Annotated in this window: 9 protein-coding genes; 4 read left to right on the top strand and 5 right to left on the bottom strand. The window is 67.6% G+C overall.

The features are described 5' to 3' along the window. Positions 1 to 15 precede the first annotated feature (15 nt). The 3 genes from FFS23_RS07640 to FFS23_RS07630 all read left to right on the top strand — a co-directional run bounded on the left by FFS23_RS07640 (position 16) and on the right by FFS23_RS07630 (position 5,490). Entirely contained in the window at positions 16 to 1,509 is a 1,494-nt protein-coding gene (locus FFS23_RS07640) for a surface lipoprotein assembly modifier (RefSeq protein WP_137898122.1), read from the top strand. Beyond that, complete coding sequence (locus tag FFS23_RS07635) at positions 1,499 to 2,281, top strand: energy transducer TonB (RefSeq protein ID WP_137898121.1); 783 nt, start codon at positions 1,499 to 1,501, stop codon at positions 2,279 to 2,281. Before FFS23_RS07640 ends, FFS23_RS07635 begins: the two co-directional genes overlap by 11 nt. A gap of 389 nt (positions 2,282 to 2,670) precedes the next feature. Continuing rightward, complete coding sequence (locus FFS23_RS07630; RefSeq protein ID WP_249340580.1) at positions 2,671 to 5,490, top strand: TonB-dependent receptor; 2,820 nt, start codon at positions 2,671 to 2,673, stop codon at positions 5,488 to 5,490. 36 nt (positions 5,491 to 5,526) lie between these two features. Here the strand turns inward: FFS23_RS07630 and FFS23_RS07625 are convergent, their stop codons facing one another. From FFS23_RS07625 to FFS23_RS07610, 4 genes are all read right to left on the bottom strand, one after another. Next, on the bottom strand, positions 5,527 to 7,032 hold the full coding sequence (locus FFS23_RS07625) for an MFS transporter (RefSeq protein WP_137898120.1): 1,506 nt from the start codon (positions 7,030 to 7,032) through the stop codon (positions 5,527 to 5,529). A 355-nt stretch (positions 7,033 to 7,387) separates the two neighbouring features. Continuing rightward, positions 7,388 to 9,466: a glycoside hydrolase family 97 protein gene (locus tag FFS23_RS07620; RefSeq protein WP_249340579.1), complete on the bottom strand. Its 2,079-nt coding sequence runs from the start codon at positions 9,464 to 9,466 to the stop codon at positions 7,388 to 7,390. Between the two features lie 11 nt (positions 9,467 to 9,477). Then, positions 9,478 to 11,085, bottom strand: a complete 1,608-nt coding sequence (locus tag FFS23_RS07615; protein WP_137898118.1) for an alpha-glucosidase — start codon at positions 11,083 to 11,085, stop codon at positions 9,478 to 9,480. Beyond that, positions 11,082 to 12,905, bottom strand: coding sequence for an alpha-amylase family glycosyl hydrolase (locus FFS23_RS07610; RefSeq protein ID WP_137898117.1), 1,824 nt, complete (start codon positions 12,903 to 12,905; stop codon positions 11,082 to 11,084). The genes FFS23_RS07615 and FFS23_RS07610 overlap by 4 nt, the downstream gene beginning before the upstream one ends. Positions 12,906 to 13,049: 144 nt before the next feature. On the opposite strand from FFS23_RS07610, the gene FFS23_RS07605 reads away from it, so the two are divergent. Beyond that, positions 13,050 to 14,102 (top strand): LacI family DNA-binding transcriptional regulator, encoded by a 1,053-nt coding sequence (locus tag FFS23_RS07605; RefSeq protein WP_137898116.1) that lies wholly within the window; start codon positions 13,050 to 13,052, stop codon positions 14,100 to 14,102. 288 nt (positions 14,103 to 14,390) lie between these two features. Here the strand turns inward: FFS23_RS07605 and FFS23_RS07600 are convergent, their stop codons facing one another. Continuing rightward, positions 14,391 to 15,887 (bottom strand): tryptophan halogenase family protein, encoded by a 1,497-nt coding sequence (locus tag FFS23_RS07600; protein ID WP_137898115.1) that lies wholly within the window; start codon positions 15,885 to 15,887, stop codon positions 14,391 to 14,393. Positions 15,888 to 15,923 lie beyond the last annotated feature (36 nt).

Raw genomic sequence — 15,923 nt, 5'->3', positions numbered from 1 at the left:
GGGACGGGGGCCGTCATGGCCTCCGTCCTTGGCCCGCGAGGCGTCGGCATCGCCGGCGCCCTGTTGGCCGCCGCCTGCCCCTCGCCCGCGCTTGCCCAGCAGGCCAGCAGCGGCGACACGCGACTGCGCCTCGACCAGACCGTCGAGCAGCGCAAGGCCGAGGCCGAAACGCGGGTGCGCGACAAGACCGAGCGGCTCGATCCGACCAGCGTCGAGATCGACGGCACCACCTATGCCGTCGGCCGCAACGCCAGCGACACGGGCGCGGCGCTCTACGTCTCGATCGTGCGGCGACGCTGGCCCGACGTGCGTCGCTTCCTCGCCACCTATCGCGCCCTCCCCGGTCACGAGGACGGGCTGATCCTGTACGCCGAAGGCGGCCTCGCGCGCGAGGCGGGCGACATGGCGGGCGCGGAGCGCGCCTATCGCGCGCTCGTCGCGGCGCAGCCCGATTTCCTGCCCGGCCGGCTCGAACTGGCCCGCGTGCTGTTCCTCGATCGCCGCGATCGCGAGGCGGCGCAGGCCTTCGCCGGCGTGCGCGGCGCGCTGCTCGCGCAGGGCGACAAGGCGGCGGGCGTGGTGCGGACGGTCGACACCTTTCTCGCCGCCCTGCGCAAACGGCGCGGCGTGCAGGGCATGGTGTCGTTCGGCCCCGAATACAGCTCCAACCTCAACCAGTCGTCGGCGAGCTACACCTGCCTGATCCCCGGCGCCTCGGGCGATTGCCTGTTCGACCGCAAGGTGCCCGATCCGATCGCCGCGCGCGGGATCAATATCGAGGGCAATGCCACGCTGCGCCTGCCGCTCGTCGGCCATGACGGGATCGGCGGCCGGGTGCTCGCCTTCGGCGACCTCTTCCCCGGCCACGGCCGCTACAGCCAGACCGCGCTGTCGCTGTACGCGGGCTACGACCGCCGCACCGCCGCCACCGGACTGGTCCTCGCCCCCTCGTTCGATCTCGGCACGCTGGGGGGGCAGCGGCTCTACGATGCCTGGGGGCTGCACGGCGAATATAGCCGCGGGTTCGGGTCGCGCACGCTCGTCCGGGTCGAGGGCAATTGGCGCGACTATCGCTACCGGCGCGACGGCTATCGCGATTACGACGGGCGGCAGGCGGATGCGTGGCTGACCGGCTTCCACACGCTGCCGCACGGCTGGACGGTGTTCGGCGGGCCGGATCTGCTCGACAAGCGCGCCGGCGATCGGGTCAACGCCTATCGCCAATATGGCGCGCGGCTCGGGCTCGACCGGACGATCGGCGCGGCGGTCGACCTGCTGCTGACCGCCTCGCTCCGCCGCCGCGACTATGGTGGCTTCAGCCCGCTGCTCGACGCCAGACGCCGCGACGTCGAGCGGAATTACACGATGCTCGCGCGACTCCCCGGCGCGAAGGTCGCGGGTCTCAGCCCCAGCCTGCTCGTTCAGCACAGCCGCGTCGGCAGCAATGTCGACTGGCTCTATTCCTACCGACGCACCAGCGTCAGCCTGAGGATGGATCATGTCTTCTGACCTAGCGTTCGCGCGGGCGCCGATGGCGACCGGCTGGCCCACCGCCTCCTATGCCGCGCGGCGCCGGCATGGCGAAAACCTGCTCGGGCTCGGCGGCACGGCGCTGGTCTATGTCGTGTTGGCGGCGATCGCGCTCCGGCACTGGACGGCCCCTTCCACGGCATCGAGCAGTCGGCCGGCGCCCGCACTGGCCGTCTTCGACGTCCCCCCTGCCGCGCAAGACGCGTCCGCGACCGCGCAGGCGACCACCCCGGCGCAGGAGATGCCGCGCCGGACCGAGACGCCGCCGCCGACACCGCCGGTGCCGGTGCCGCTCGTCCAGCTCCCCGCCCCGCATGCCGCGCCGGCCGAACCCGCGACGCCCGCGCCGCCGCACCCGCAGGGGCACAGCGACCAGCCCGCCGAGGCCACTACGCCGGCCAGTGCCGCTCCTGCCGCCGCGCAACCCACGTCGGGGCGAACCGCCGCGGCGGAGCGCGCGGCGCGGGCCAATTGGCAGGGCGATATCCTCGCGCATCTCCGGCCGCTGCTGCGCTATCCCCGCGTCGCCGAACGCGACGGGCAGCAGGGCGTGGCGCTGGTTGCGATCGGCGTCGATCGTCAGGGCATCGTCCGTTCGGCGCGGATCGTGCGCGGCAGCGGCTATCCGTTGCTCGATGGCGAAGCGCTGGCGACCATCAGGCGCGGCTCGCCCCTGCCCGCGCCGACGCCCGATATTCCGGGCGATCCGGTCTCGGTCGAGCTGCCGATCCAGTTCAGCCTGCGGGGCTGACCCCATCGTTCACGTGCGATAGATTTGTCTGAATTAGCCATAGCTCCAAGTGCGGTCATCCACGCGCCACGCCGCCGATGGTGAGGCCGGACAGCAGCCGCCCCAGCGGCATGACGAGCCCAACCTAGCTGTTCCGCGCGGGACATGACCGCCCGATCTCCGTACGTTAGCTCGCATAGGCCGCTCGCTTCACATGGATCAGCCCGAACGGGCCCTTCTGCGACATTTTTACCAATGCGCTCCAACATTCGCCTGTAAATTCGTATTTGTCGTATAAATGCGTTTTCCAGTGGATTAGGCGGCGCCCCGAGACGTTCGCGACGGGCCGAGCACGACGTCTGCAAGTCAGGCGCGGCGGTATCGCCGCGGCCGGATCGGCTGGAGAGAGAATGATGACGGGTTCGATGGTGCGCACGCGCTTGGGTCGCGACAAGGGCTTCCACGCGACGGTATCGCTGCTGGCGATCGCTCTGGCCGGCTCGGCCGCACAGGCGCAGACGGCGCCACCGCAGGACGCTCCCGCGCCCGTCGCAGCGGCCGAAGCGCAGCAGAACAGCGGCACCGCCGCCCCGAGCGGCGATCAGGGACAGGCCGTCGACCCCAGCCCCACCACGCCTTCGGCCGGCGATGACATCGTTGTCACGGGTGTCCGCGCCAGCCTTCAGTCGGCGCAGAACATCAAGCGCAACGCGGCGCAAATCGTCGATTCGATCGTCGCGGAAGACATCGGCAAGCTGCCCGACCGCAATATCGCCGAGGCCTTGCAGCGCATCTCCGGCGTCCAGATCCAGCGCGCGTTCGGCGAGGGCAGTTCGGTCGCGATCCGCGGCCTGACCCAGGTCCGCACCGAGCTCAACGGCCGCGACATCTTTACCGCCAGCGGATCGAGCAACTCGCTCAGCCTGGAGGACGTGCCGTCCGAGCTGCTCGCCGGCATCGACGTCTACAAGAACCCGTCGGCGGACCTGATCGAGGACCAGCTCAGCGGCACAATCAACTTCCGAACCCGCAAGCCGTTCGACTTCGACGGTGCCAAGGCGTCCGCGTCGGTGACCAACACCTATTACGACCTCGCACGCCGGAGCAAACCGGCGGCGTCGCTGCTGCTCAGCGATCGCTGGTCGACCGGCATCGGCGAGATCGGCATCCTCGCCAGCGCCTCCTATCAGAAGACCGCCTTCCGCCAGGACACGATCTCGACCGAGCCGTTCTATACGCTCGATCCGACCAACGCCGGCGATGCCGCGACGCTGGCGACGCTCGGCCGCACCGGCCAGACGACGACGCTGCCGCACGGCACCGGCATCGGCGAAGTGCCCGGCGACCGCCGCCGCTTCGGCGTCGACGTCTCGCTGCAATGGCGGCCGTCCGACACGCTGGAATTCACGGGCGAATATTTCCGCAACGATTACAAGCTGCGCTCCTACGGCTACAGCTATTTCGCCTATACCAGCGGCGTCGCGATCACGCCGCAGGCGGGTGCGCCCTTCACCTATGCGCCCAACGGCGATTTCCAGAGCGGCACCTTCGTCGACGTGCCGATCGGCAACAACACCTCGATCGGCGCGCGCCATTCGGTGACCACCGATTATTCGCTCAACGCCAAATGGCGGCCGACACCCAATCTGACGATCACCGCCGACGGCCAGTACGTCGACTCGAAGACGAACAATCTCAATTCGATCGTCGGCCTGAGCGGCACCGCGACGACGCTGACCCAGGATATCCGCGGCGACATTCCGTCGTTTCAGATCACCTCGGCGGCGGGGCTCGCCAGCCCGGCGACCTACAGCAACGGCTTCTACCTCGACAATCTCAACAATTCGAAGGGCACCGACAAGGTCGGCCGGTTCGACGGCGAATATCGCTTCGACGGCGGCATCCTCAGCTCGATCAAGGCCGGCGTCCGCTACGCCGATCGCCGTAACCGCACCAACGATACCGGCTATCGCTACACCGGGCTGACCGGACCGGCGGGCAATCTCCGCTATGTCGACCTCGGCGACTTCTTCCGTGGCGACGCCAATCTGTTCGGCGACATCCAGGCCTTCTCGCTGCCGACGGTGCTGAACTACGATGCGACGCGGGCGACGCTCGGTATCACCTCGACGCCGACCTTCCAGCCCAGCGGCACCAATACGCAGGCGCAGAAGACCTATACGGGCTATCTCGCCGCCTTCTTCAAGGCGGACGCGCTGCCCGTGCCGATCGACGGCAACGTCGGCGTGCGCGTCGTCCGCACCAAGGTGGCGGTGACCGGCTTCTACCAGCAGATCGACCTGATCACCGCGCCGGACGGCACGCAGCAGACCGCCGCGCCGACCTTCACGGCAAACGACCAGAGCAACGATTACACGTCGGTGCTGCCGAGCCTCAACCTGCGCGCGCATCTCACCGAGCGGCTGCAATTGCGGTTCGCCGCATCGAAAAACATCTCGCGCCCGAACTTCAACCAGCTCAACCCGACGCTGACGATCACCGAGCCCGGCACCGCACAGATCGACCAGCAGCATACCACCTCGACCGGCAATCCCTTCCTCAAGCCAATGCGGTCGAGCAACCTCGACGCCTCGCTCGAATGGTATTTCGCGCGGACCGGGTCGGTGAGCGTCGCCGGTTTCTACAAGAACATCTCCAACTACATCCAGACGGTGATCGTGCCGCGTAGCGTCACCTTCACCGACGGCGTCACTGCGCTCTACGACGTGACGACCTACGACAATGCCAGCAAGGCCAAGGTGAAGGGCGCGGAGATCGCCTATCAGCAGTTCTTCGACTTCCTCCCCGGCGCGCTGAGCGGCCTCGGCATGCAGGCGAACTTCACCTACGTCGACTCCGAGGCGCCGAGCCCGGCGAGCCAGGGGCCGGTGACACAATTGCCGCTGGAGGGCCTGTCAAAGTACAATTACAATCTGGTCGGCATCTACGAACATGGCCTGATCTCGGCGCGCGTCGCCTACAATTGGCGCAACAAGTTCCTGGTGACGACCTCGGCCAACGGCACGGGCAATCTGCCCATCTTCCAGAAATCGTCCGGGCAGCTCGACGCGTCGATCACCGCCAACGTGACGCCGCATCTGTCGCTGACACTCAACGGCACCAATCTCACCAATACGGTGCGGTCGACCTATTACGGCATCACCACCCGACCGCGCGATGCGATCATGAGCGACCGGCAGATCGCCGGCGTCGCGCGCATCACCTTCTGACGGTCGACGGCGCCGGACCGTCGTGTCCGGCGCCGTTCATCGCGTCGCGCCTGCCGTCACGCGCGTCATCGCCAGCGCCGCGAGCAACAGCGCCCCCGCCGCGAAGGCGAGCGTCCAGATCGGCGCGGTCGGGAAGAAATGCTTGGTGATCGACCCCATCACCGTCGCCACCAGTAATTGCGGCACGACGACGAAGACGTTGAACAATCCCATATAGATACCAAGCTTGCGCTGCGGCAGGCTGGAGGCGAGGATCGCATAGGGCATGGCGAGGATCGACGCCCAGGCGATGCCGATGCCGATCTCGCTCGCCAGCAGCCATCTGGGATCGGTGACGACGAAGAAGCTCGCAAAGCCCGCCGCGCCGCACAGCAGCCCGACGATATGCGTGCGCGCCTGCCCGATCCGCCGCGCCAGCAGCGGCAGCAGCGTCAGCGCCGCCACCGCGGCGATGCCGTTATAGGCGGCGAACAGCACATCGACCCAGTTGGCCCCGGCCTGATAGAGCGGGCTGCGCGCGTCGGGCGCGCCGTAAAAGGCGCCGGCGACGATCGGCGTGGTGTTGATCCACATGATGAATAATGCCGACCAGCTGAAGAATTGGGCGACCGCCAGCCGCTTCATCAGCACCGGCATGCCGCCGAAATCGCCGACGATATGGCCGAGCATGTCGACCGGCCGTCCGTCGCGCGCGCGCAGGATGGCGAGGATGCTCGCCAATCCATAAGCGATCAGCAGGCCGCCGAGCAGATACACTTCCTTTTCAAGGCCCAGCATTGCGACGCCGGCGACGACGATCGCCCCGGCGGCGATCCACACGCCGCTGCCGGTCAGCCGGCGCGCGGCTAGCGTGCGCGTCACCTGCTCCTGATCCCCGGCATCGGCCTCGCCGTGGAATGCCGCCATCTCCGCGGGCGAATATTCGCGCGTGGTCAGCACCGTCCACAGCACCGCGAGGAACAGCGCGGCGCCTCCGAACCAGAAGGCGAAGCGCACCGTATCCGGGATGCCGCCGCCCGCCGCGACGTTCGATACGCCGAGGTGTTCGAGCAGCCACGGGAAAATCGACCCGAACACCGCGCCCGCACCGATGAAGGCGGTCTGCACCGCATAGCCGGCGGCATGCTGGTCCTTGTCGAGCATGTCCCCGACGAAGGCGCGGAACGGCTCCATCGAGACGTTGAGCGACGCGTCGAGCAGCCAGAGCAGCAAGGCCGCCATCAGCAGCCCCGGACTCTCGGGCATCAGCAGCAGCGCGATCGCGGCGAGGATCGCGCCGGCGAGGAAATAGGGCCGCCGCCGGCCGAGACGGCCGAGCCAGGTGCGGTCGCTGAGGTGGCCGATCACCGGCTGAACCAGCAGTCCGGTGAGCGGTGCCGCGACCCACAGCGCCGGCAGATCGTCGAGGCTGGTGCCGAGCGACTGGAAGATGCGGCTCATGTTCGCGTTCTGGAGCGCGAAGCCGATCTGGATGCCGAAGAAGCCGAACGAGATGTTCCAGAGACCCGCCCAGCTCTGCCGCGGCCGTGCGACGGCGGTCATGGCGTGCGCCGGTGGATCGCGCGGACATGGGATAGGGTCGATGCTGGCCTCGCACGCTCCCGCACCCCGCCATCACCCCGGCCCTGCGCCGGGGTCCCGCTTCTTGCTACACGACGCAAATAAGAAGCGGGATGCCGGATCAAGTCCGGCATGACGAACGATGTGGGAACCGCTGCGACACCCGATCGGCCATAGGCGATGCCGCGGCTATACGGGGCCGGGCAACCGGCCTCGCCAAACCCTCCGTCACCCCAGTGAGCAACACTTTCCGCGCCTGCGGACCGGTGGATGCCGGAACAAGTCCGGCATGACGGCGTGGGTTCGGCAACCGTCGCGCGCGCCCGCCCCCGGCGGATCACCGCCGCCGCGCCTTGCCGGCGGCGACGAAGCGGATCGCCTGTCCGCCGCCCGGCGCCAGCGCGAGCGACAGCGTGTCGCCCTTCTTCACGCTGCGCTTCTCGATCGCGATCGCATGGCGCGCCGACGTCCGGTAATCGGCGCCCGCGCCGTCGCGATACACCTCTGCGGTATAGCTACGCCCGGAATCAAGGAAGTTGAGGGCGACGGTCAGCGTGCGCGGCGCCTCGTTGGTGATGCTGCCGAGATACCAATCTTCGCCGGCGCGGTCCTTGCGCGCCACCGTCACGTACTCGCCGACCTCGCCGTTGAGCACGCGCGTCTCCGACCAGTCGACCGGCACGTCGCGGATGAACTGGAAGGCGTCCATATGCTTGGCGTAATTCTCGGGCGTATCCGCCGCCATCGTCACCGGCGAATAGATCACGACGTACAGCGCGAGCTGCTTCGCCTCGGTCGACAGCAACGGGCTGCCGCCCGATCCTTCGAGGCTCAGCACGCCGGGGGTGAAGTCCATCGGGCCGCCGAGCCATTGCGTGAAGAACATATTGGCTTCGTGGTTCGGCGGGTTCTTGCCCGGCCAGGCGTTATATTCCATCCCGCGGCCACCCTCGCGGCTCAGCCAGTTGGGATAGGTGCGGCGCAGGCCGGTATCCTTGATCGGCTCGTGGCTGTCGATGCCGACCTTGTATTTGGCGGCGGTCTGGACGACGCGCAGATAGTGGTTCGCCATCCACTGGCCCTCGTGCCATTCGCGCTTCTTCGTGCCGTCGGCGTCGACGCGCTCGATCTGGCCGGCGTCGGTGACATAGCCGGTCTTGATCACCGGAATGCCGTGATCGCGCGCGTAGGAGAAGGCGCGGTCGAGCTGCGCGTCATAATGGCTCGCCGAGCCGCCGGTCTCGTTATGGCCGACAAGATAGACGCCCTTCGCCCTGGCGTAGCGGTACAGTTCCGCCGCGTCGAAATCGGGGGTCGGCTGGTCGAACTGCATCTCGTTGCCATTGCCGAACCAGTCGCCGTTCCAGCCGACGTTCCAGCCCTCGACGAGCACGCCGGGGATGCGGTTGGCGGCGGCGAAGTCGATATATGTCTTGACGTTGGCGGTGGTCGCGCCGTGCTTCGGGCCGGTTGCCCAGGTCCAGTCGCCCTTGATCATGTTCCACCACACGCCGACGAACTTGCCGGGCTTGATCCAGCTGACGTCGCCGAGCTTGTTCGGCTCGTTGAGGTTGAGTTCGAGGTGGCTCATGTACAGGCCGGGCGCATCGTCGGACAGGATCACCGTCCGCCACGGCGAGGCGAAGGGTGCGGTCCGCACGACCTTGGGCGCGCCGGCGCCGGGGGTCAGCGCCGCCTTGAACGTATTGCCCTCGCTGCGCGCCAGATTCATTGCGGCATAGTCGATCAGCGCCGCCTCATGCACCGCGGCATGCGTGCCGTCGGCCAGCTTGACCGTCATCACCGTCTGCGCGGTGCCGACCGCGTCGAGCGGGGTCTTCTCATAGAGATATTCCTCGCGGTTCCACTGGAGCGCGGGCTTCCACCACGCCGTGCCGTTCTGCGCAAAGGCGAATTCGGTCAGCTCGTCGGCGATATTCGCCTGATGCAGATTGGGCTGGTCGGGGAAACTGTAGCGGAAACCGATGCCGTCGTCGAAGATGCGGAAGGTGACGTCCATCTCGCGCTTCAGCCCGGTCTTCTCGCGGAAGCGGAGGGCAAGCTCGTTATGGCGATCACGGATCGTCTTCCATTCGCCGAACGGCTGCGTCCAGCTGCTGTCCGCCGACGACGCCGTCTTGCCGATCAGTTCGAGGTTGCGCTCGATCTTGGGCGCGTCGGTGAACATGACGCCGAGCTTGCCTGGGTTGAGCACCGGCTTGCCCTTGCGCGTGACCGCATAGGTCGGACGGCCGTCGTTATCGAGCGCGATCGTCACCACCAATGATTTGTCGGGCGAGGTCGCGGTCGCCGCCGGCTGGGCAGCGACGGTCGGGATCTGGGCAACGCCATTGGCGTCGGTCTGCGCGATCGCCGTGCTGCTGAGCAGCGCCAGCGCGAGGGCGCCCCCGATCATGTAATGCTTCATCATGCCTCTCCCATTTTGGTGGCGATCAGTGCGCCATATCCGTCGAAATGCCAGCCCTGCGTCGCGTTTTCGACGACCGGCCGCCACGCATCTGGCTGCTCGGGCGACCAGCGCTGCGGCTCGGGCGACAGGTTGAAGACGCAGAGCATCGTCTCGTCCGATGCGCGGCGTTCGATCGCGAGCATCGCCGCGTCCGCCGCGACGACGCGAATGTCGCCGGTCAGCAGCGCGGGATGCCGCTTGCGCAGCGCCAGCGTTTCGCGCGTCCAGTGCAGCAGGGCATGCGGATCGCGCTCCTGCCGGTCGACCGCCAGCGCGGCATGATCGGCACCGACCGGCAGCCACGGCCGGGCGGTCGAGAAGCCCAGATTGGCGGCATCGCTGCGCCACGCCATCGGCGTGCGCGCGCCGTCGCGCGACAGCGTCTGCGGCCAATTGGCGATCGCCTCGGGGTCCTGAAGATCCTCGAACGGCACCGCGACCTGAGTCAGTCCCAATTCCTCGCCGTAGTAGAGGAAGATATTGCCGCGCAGGCTGGCCAGCAGCAGCATCTTCATCCGCGCAAAGGCGCGAGGATCGCCCTGCCCCGCCCAGCGCGAGATCGCGCGCGGCGCGTCGTGATTCTCGAACGCCCAGCTCGGCCAGCCGACGCCGTCCTGCTCGGGCCATTTGTCGATCGCCTCCGCGACGATCCCCGGCGTCAGCGTCGGCGCATAGAGGAAGTCGAAGCCATAAGCGCTGTGCAGGCGGCGCCCTTCCGCGGTGAACAGCTTCATCTCGCGATCGCTGTCCGCACCGCCGACCTCGGCGACGGTGAAGCGCGCGTCATAGCTGTCGAACAAAGCCCGCACGCGCTCCAGAAAGCCGGGAATGGCGTCGTGGCTCTGATTGTATTGGTGCAGCTGGAAATCGAACGGACGCGTGCGCGGAATGCCGTCGTCGAGCGGCGCGGGCGGATTATCGCGCAGATCGGGATCGAACATCATGAAGTTGATCGCGTCGATGCGGAAACCGTCGACGCCGCGCTCCAGCCAGAAGCGGGCGACGTCGAGGAACGCCTGTTGCACCGCCGGATGGTGGCCGTTGACCTGCGGCTGTTCCTTCAGGAAATTGTGCATGTAATATTGGCCGCGGCGCGCGTCCCAGGTCCAGGCCGGACCGCCGAACACCGATTGCCAATTGTTCGGAGGCGACCCCTCGGGCTGCGGATCGCGCCAGACGTACCAGTCGGCCTTGGGATTGTCGCGGCTCGACCGGCTCTCGACGAACCAGGGATGCTGGTCGCTGGTATGCGCCCAGACCTGATCGACGATCACCTTGAGACCCAGTGCATGCGCGCGCACGACCAATGCGTCGAAATCGGCGATCGTGCCGAAGATCGGATCGACGTCGCAATAGTCCGACACGTCATAGCCGAAATCGGCCATCGGCGAGCGGAAGAAGGGCGAGAGCCAGATCGCCTCGACGCCAAGGCTGGCGACGTGATCGAGATGCGCGGTGATGCCCGGCAGATCGCCGATACCGTCGCCGTTGGAGTCCGCGAAACTGCGCGGATAGATCTGGTAGATGGTCGCGCCGTGCCACCACGGGCGGTCAGTCAGGGTCATTGGGTCGCCTTCAGGGCACAGACGGCATAGCCGAGGGGAGGAAGCGTGATCGTCAGGCTGCCGGGCGCGGCGACCGCACCGCAGCCGCTGCCGGAGAGCGTGGTCGCGCCGGTCGCGCCGATGCCGACCTCGACCTGACGGGTGAGCGGCGTCGTCGCGGTGTTGAAGGCGAGCAGCACCTCCGCGCCGCTGTCCGGATCGAAACGCGAGATGGCGAGCAGGCCCGGCGTCTCCTCTCGTGCGCGCAGCTGCTGGCGACCGCGGGTGAGCGCCGGGGTGGTCAGACGCAGCTTCGCCAGCGCGGCGGTTTGCCGGAACAGCGGATTGTCCTGCCCGAAATGCGCCGTCGCGTTGGTGGTGTCGGTGCCGAGCAGGCGGTTGTCGTTATAGACCGCGACCTTGCTTGCGAACATGTCCTCGCGCGCATCCTGATCGTTGCCGTCGCTGACGAACCCCTGTTCGTCGCCCGAATAGATCGTCGGTACGCCGCGCAGCGTCAGCAGCATCGCGTTGGACAGCATGACGCGCGCCATCACCTCGGCATCGCTCGCCTGCGGGAAGGCCTTGCGGACGAAGGTCGAGAAGCGGCCGTCGTCGTGATTGCCGGTGAAGGTCGGCAATTGCACCGCGGTGTCGAAGCCCTTGGCATAGAGCGCATCGCCGTCGAATAGGGCCTCGAACGCATCGGTGCCACGCGTGCCGGCGACCGTCTCGACCACCGCCTGCCGGAAGGAGAAGTCGAGCACCGCGGGCAGTTTGTCGACGATCGTATGCTGCGCGAGCACCGCCGGCCGCACCTCGTGATCCGACACCTCGCCGAAGATGTGGAAATTGGGAATGCCCTTCGCCTTCGCGCGCGCCTGCATGGCGGGGACGAATTCGGTCCAGAATTCCGGGTTGACGTGGCGGGCGGTGTCGATGCGGAAGCCGTCGATCCCGAACCGGTCGATCCAGCCGCCGAAGATGTCGATCATCCCCGCGACGACCTTCGGATTCTCGGTCATCAGATCGTCGAGGCCGACGAAATCGCCCACCGTCGAACTTTCGTTGCGATAGGTCGTGTCGCCGCGATTGTGGTAGAGCGTGACGTCGTTGAGCCATGCCGGCACCTTCACCGCCTTTTCGGCGGCGGGGACGAAGGGCGTATAGGCATAGGCCGGATCGGTCAGGCGCGCGAAATTCTCCGGCGTGCGGACGTCGTCGCCGGCGAAACCCGGATTGATCGGCTTGCCGGTGATGCCGAGCCGGCGCTGATAGGGATAATCGGCGCGGCTGCGATACGGGCATTCGCGCTTTGCCTGGCATTCGCGATACTGGATCACGTCGGCGGTGTGGTTGATGATGATGTCCATATAGACCTTCATCCCGCGCGCATGCGCCGCCGCGACCAGAGCGGCGAAGTCGGCGTTGGTGCCGAGATGCGGATCGACCTGCGTGAAGTCGGTGATCCAATAGCCGTGATAGCCCGCCGATTGCTGGCCGGGGCCGCCCTGTACCGGCTTGTTCTTGAAGATCGGCCCGACCCAAAGGGCCGTCGCGCCGAGCGACTGGATATAGTCGAGCCGCCGCGTCAGCCCCTTGAGGTCGCCGCCGTGATAGAAGCCTTTCGCCGTCGGATCGAAGCCGGTGACGAGCGGCCCGCCCTTCAGGCCGCCGCGATCGTTGGCGGTGTCGCCATTCTCGAACCGGTCGGGGAGCAGGAAATAGATCACCTCGTCCTGCGGCAACCGCGCGCGATAATCGGCGGTCTGCGCGGACACGGCGGGGGCCGCGAACAGCAGCGCGAGCGCGGTCGCGGTTCGTGTGGCGAGCTTCAGCATGCATCCCCCGGCATCGTCGTGCACCCGATCCATCGCCGGCCGCATCCGGGGCCGTTGTGCGGACGCGGACGCGCCAAGCCAAGTATAGGGCATACGTATTCACTGACGCTATCCCGCCCCGTCGCACTGATGTAGATTGCCCTCATGGCCGTGAAGAGCAAAGGACGGGGACCAGGCGGAGCGAGCGACAAGCCGACCTCCTTCGACATCGCCGCACGCGCCGGCGTGTCGCAACCGACCGTCAGCCGCGCGTTGCGCGGCGACCGCACGGTGAGCGCGGCGACGCGCATGCGGATCGAGGCGATCGCCCGCCAGCTTAACTACAAGGTCGACAAGAACGCCTCGTCGCTGCGGCGGGGGCAGAGCATGACGCTGGCGCTGCTGTTCTTCGAGGACCCGCTCGACGACGGCAGCTTCATCAACCCCTTCTTCCTGTCGATGCTGGGATCGATCCTGCGCACCTGCGCGGCGCGCGGCTATGATCTGCTCAGCTCGTTCCAGCAGCTCTCCGCCGACTGGCACACCGATTACGAGGACAGCCGCAAGGCGGACGGGATCATCCTGCTCGGCTATGGCGATTACGAACTGTACAAGGCGCGGCTGGAGGCGCTGGTCGCGCAGGGGACGCATTTCGTGCGCTGGGGCTCGGTCGACAGCCACAATCTCGGCGTGACGATCGGCTGCGACAATATCGCGGGCGGGCGGATCGCCGCCGAGCATCTGGTCGACCGCGGCCGCCGGCGGATCGGCTTCATCGGCCATGCCGACGATCATTATCCCGAATTCCGCGACCGCTATCGCGGGCTGTGCGCCGTGTTGCGCGCGCACGGCCTGCCGGTCGATCCCGGCCTGCACGCCGATGCGCTGACCGTCGAACATTCGGGCTATGAGGCGACGAAGCGGTTGCTGGCGCGCGACATTCCGTTCGACGCGCTGTTCGCGGCCTCCGACATCATCGCGCTCGGCGCGATGCGCGCGCTGACCGAGGCCGGGCGGCGCGTGCCCGAGGATGTCGCGATCGTCGGCTTCGACGACATCCCCGCCGCCGCGACGACGCAGCCGCCGCTGACGACGATCGCGCAGGACTATCGCCGCGCGGGCGAGGTGCTGGTCGACACCTTGCTGCGCCGCATCGCCGACGAACCGACCGATACCGCGCTGTTGCAGCCGCGGCTGATCGTGCGGGGATCGACGTGAGCATCCATACCGTTGGTGCTGAGCCCGTCGAAGCACCGTGAGACTCACCTGCCCTTCGACAGGCTCAGGGCGAACGGAGAAAGGGGCGTTCTCGCCCGGACGTTCGTGCCTTTTCAAACCCGGCAAAGAATAGTTCGCGCAGAGACGCAGAGACGCAAAGGGGGAGCGCCTGCCGCGGCCGCGGCCCGTCCTTTCACGCCATGAGGTAGACAGGACCACGCACTGCCCCGGGCGCGACACCTTTGCGTCTTCGCGTCTTTGCGCGAACCAGAACCTTCTTCCTTACAGTCACCGCGCCTTGCAATGCTGGGCGACGAACGCCGCGTGCGTCGGCATCGCACCCGCCTCGCGGCGGTAGAGCAGTTCCAGCGTCTCCATATATTCGCCGAGGTCGCCGTCGTCGATCTGGTCGGCGAGCGGGTGATGCGCGCGTGCCGCCACCCCCTGCCCGGCCAGCACCTGCAACCAGCCGTCCTCGGTGAACAATTCCTCCTGTTCGCGGACGATCGTCCCCGCCTCCTGCCAGAGCGCGATCTTGGCGCGCAGCGTATCGGGCAGGTCCATCGCCCGGCACGCCTGCCAGAAGGGTTCGTCGCGGCCGTTCGCCCAATAATGGAGGATCAGGAAGTCGCGGATGCGCTCGATCTCCACCCCGGTCTGGCGATTGTATTCGTCGCGCAAGGCGGGGGCGACGGGCAGCGCGGGCAGCAGCTTGACGAGCCGCGCGATCGCCGACTGGATGAGGTGGATGCTGGTCGATTCGAGCGGTTCGAGGAAGCCGCTCGCCAGCCCCATCGCGACGACATTGTGGCTCCAGGCGCGCTTGCGGCGGCCGGTGACGAAGCGGAGCTGGCGCGGATCGCCCTGCGCCTCGCCCTCGATAGTGGCGAGCAACGTGTCGGCCGCGGCCTCGTCGCTGGTGAAGGCGCTGCAATAGACGTGGCCGTTGCCGGTGCGATGCTGGAGCGGGATTCGCCATTGCCAGCCCGCCTCGCGCGCGATCGCACGGGTATAGGGCAAGGGCGCGCCGACAGTGGCGCTCGGCACCGCGATCGCACGGTCGCAGGGCAGCCAATGGCGCCAGTCCTCGTAACCGGTTGCGAGCGCCCCCTCGATCAGCAGGCCGCGGAAACCGGTGCAATCGAGGAACAGGTCGCCGGCGACACGCTCGCCGGAGTCGAGCGTCAGCGCGGCGACGTCGCCGGTCAGGGGATCGCGTTCGACGCCGGCGATCCTCCCCTCCGTCCGCTCGACGCCGCGATTGACCGCGAACCGGCGGAGGTAGGCGGCATAGAGGCCCGCATCGAAATGGAAGGCATAAGGCATCGCCGGGATGGTCGCCGCGGTGAGCGGCCCGCCGCGATGCATCCGCCCGGCGCGCGCGGCCACCTCGTTGAGGCAATAAGCGTCGAGCGGCTTGGCGAGGCCGAGCCGGCGCGCGCGCAGCCAGTAATGCTGGAAGGCGATCAGCCCGACGTCGCGGCCGACGTCGCCGAAGGCGTGCATGTAGCTATGGCCGGGCTCGCGCCAGCCGTCGAAGGCGATGCCGAGCTTGAACGTGCCGCCGGTGGCGCGCAGGAAGGCATCTTCGTCGAGGCCGAGCGCCTGATTGAACAGGCGGATCTGCGGGATCGTCGCCTCGCCGACGCCAACCGTACCGATGTCGTCGGATTCGATCAGGCGGATGCGATAGCCGGTCTCGAGAAACCCGCCCAGCGCCGCCGCCGCCATCCAGCCGGCGGTGCCGCCGCCGGCGATCACGATCGTGGTGACGGATGCTGTCATGCCCTTGGCCTATCGACAAAAAGGGCTGCCGTCACA

Source organism: Sphingomonas sp. 2SG (assembly GCF_005503285.1).
Lineage (GTDB): Bacteria > Pseudomonadota > Alphaproteobacteria > Sphingomonadales > Sphingomonadaceae > Sphingomonas > Sphingomonas taxi.
The sequence above is the reverse complement of the archived record's forward strand: the minus strand, read 5'-3'. Positions and strand labels throughout refer to the sequence as shown.

Excerpts from the sequence above, each read along its gene's own strand:
- FFS23_RS07640 (WP_137898122.1), top strand. The coding sequence starts at position 16 with ATGGCCTCCGTCCTTGGCCCGCGAGGCGTCGGCATCGCCGGCGCCCTG.
- FFS23_RS07635 (WP_137898121.1), top strand. The coding sequence starts at position 1,499 with ATGTCTTCTGACCTAGCGTTCGCGCGGGCGCCGATGGCGACCGGCTGG.
- FFS23_RS07630 (WP_249340580.1), top strand. The coding sequence starts at position 2,671 with ATGATGACGGGTTCGATGGTGCGCACGCGCTTGGGTCGCGACAAGGGC.
- FFS23_RS07625 (WP_137898120.1), bottom strand. The coding sequence starts at position 7,032 with ATGACCGCCGTCGCACGGCCGCGGCAGAGCTGGGCGGGTCTCTGGAAC.
- FFS23_RS07620 (WP_249340579.1), bottom strand. The coding sequence starts at position 9,466 with ATGATCGGGGGCGCCCTCGCGCTGGCGCTGCTCAGCAGCACGGCGATC.
- FFS23_RS07615 (WP_137898118.1), bottom strand. The coding sequence starts at position 11,085 with ATGACCCTGACTGACCGCCCGTGGTGGCACGGCGCGACCATCTACCAG.
- FFS23_RS07610 (WP_137898117.1), bottom strand. The coding sequence starts at position 12,905 with ATGCTGAAGCTCGCCACACGAACCGCGACCGCGCTCGCGCTGCTGTTC.
- FFS23_RS07605 (WP_137898116.1), top strand. The coding sequence starts at position 13,050 with ATGGCCGTGAAGAGCAAAGGACGGGGACCAGGCGGAGCGAGCGACAAG.
- FFS23_RS07600 (WP_137898115.1), bottom strand. The coding sequence starts at position 15,887 with ATGACAGCATCCGTCACCACGATCGTGATCGCCGGCGGCGGCACCGCC.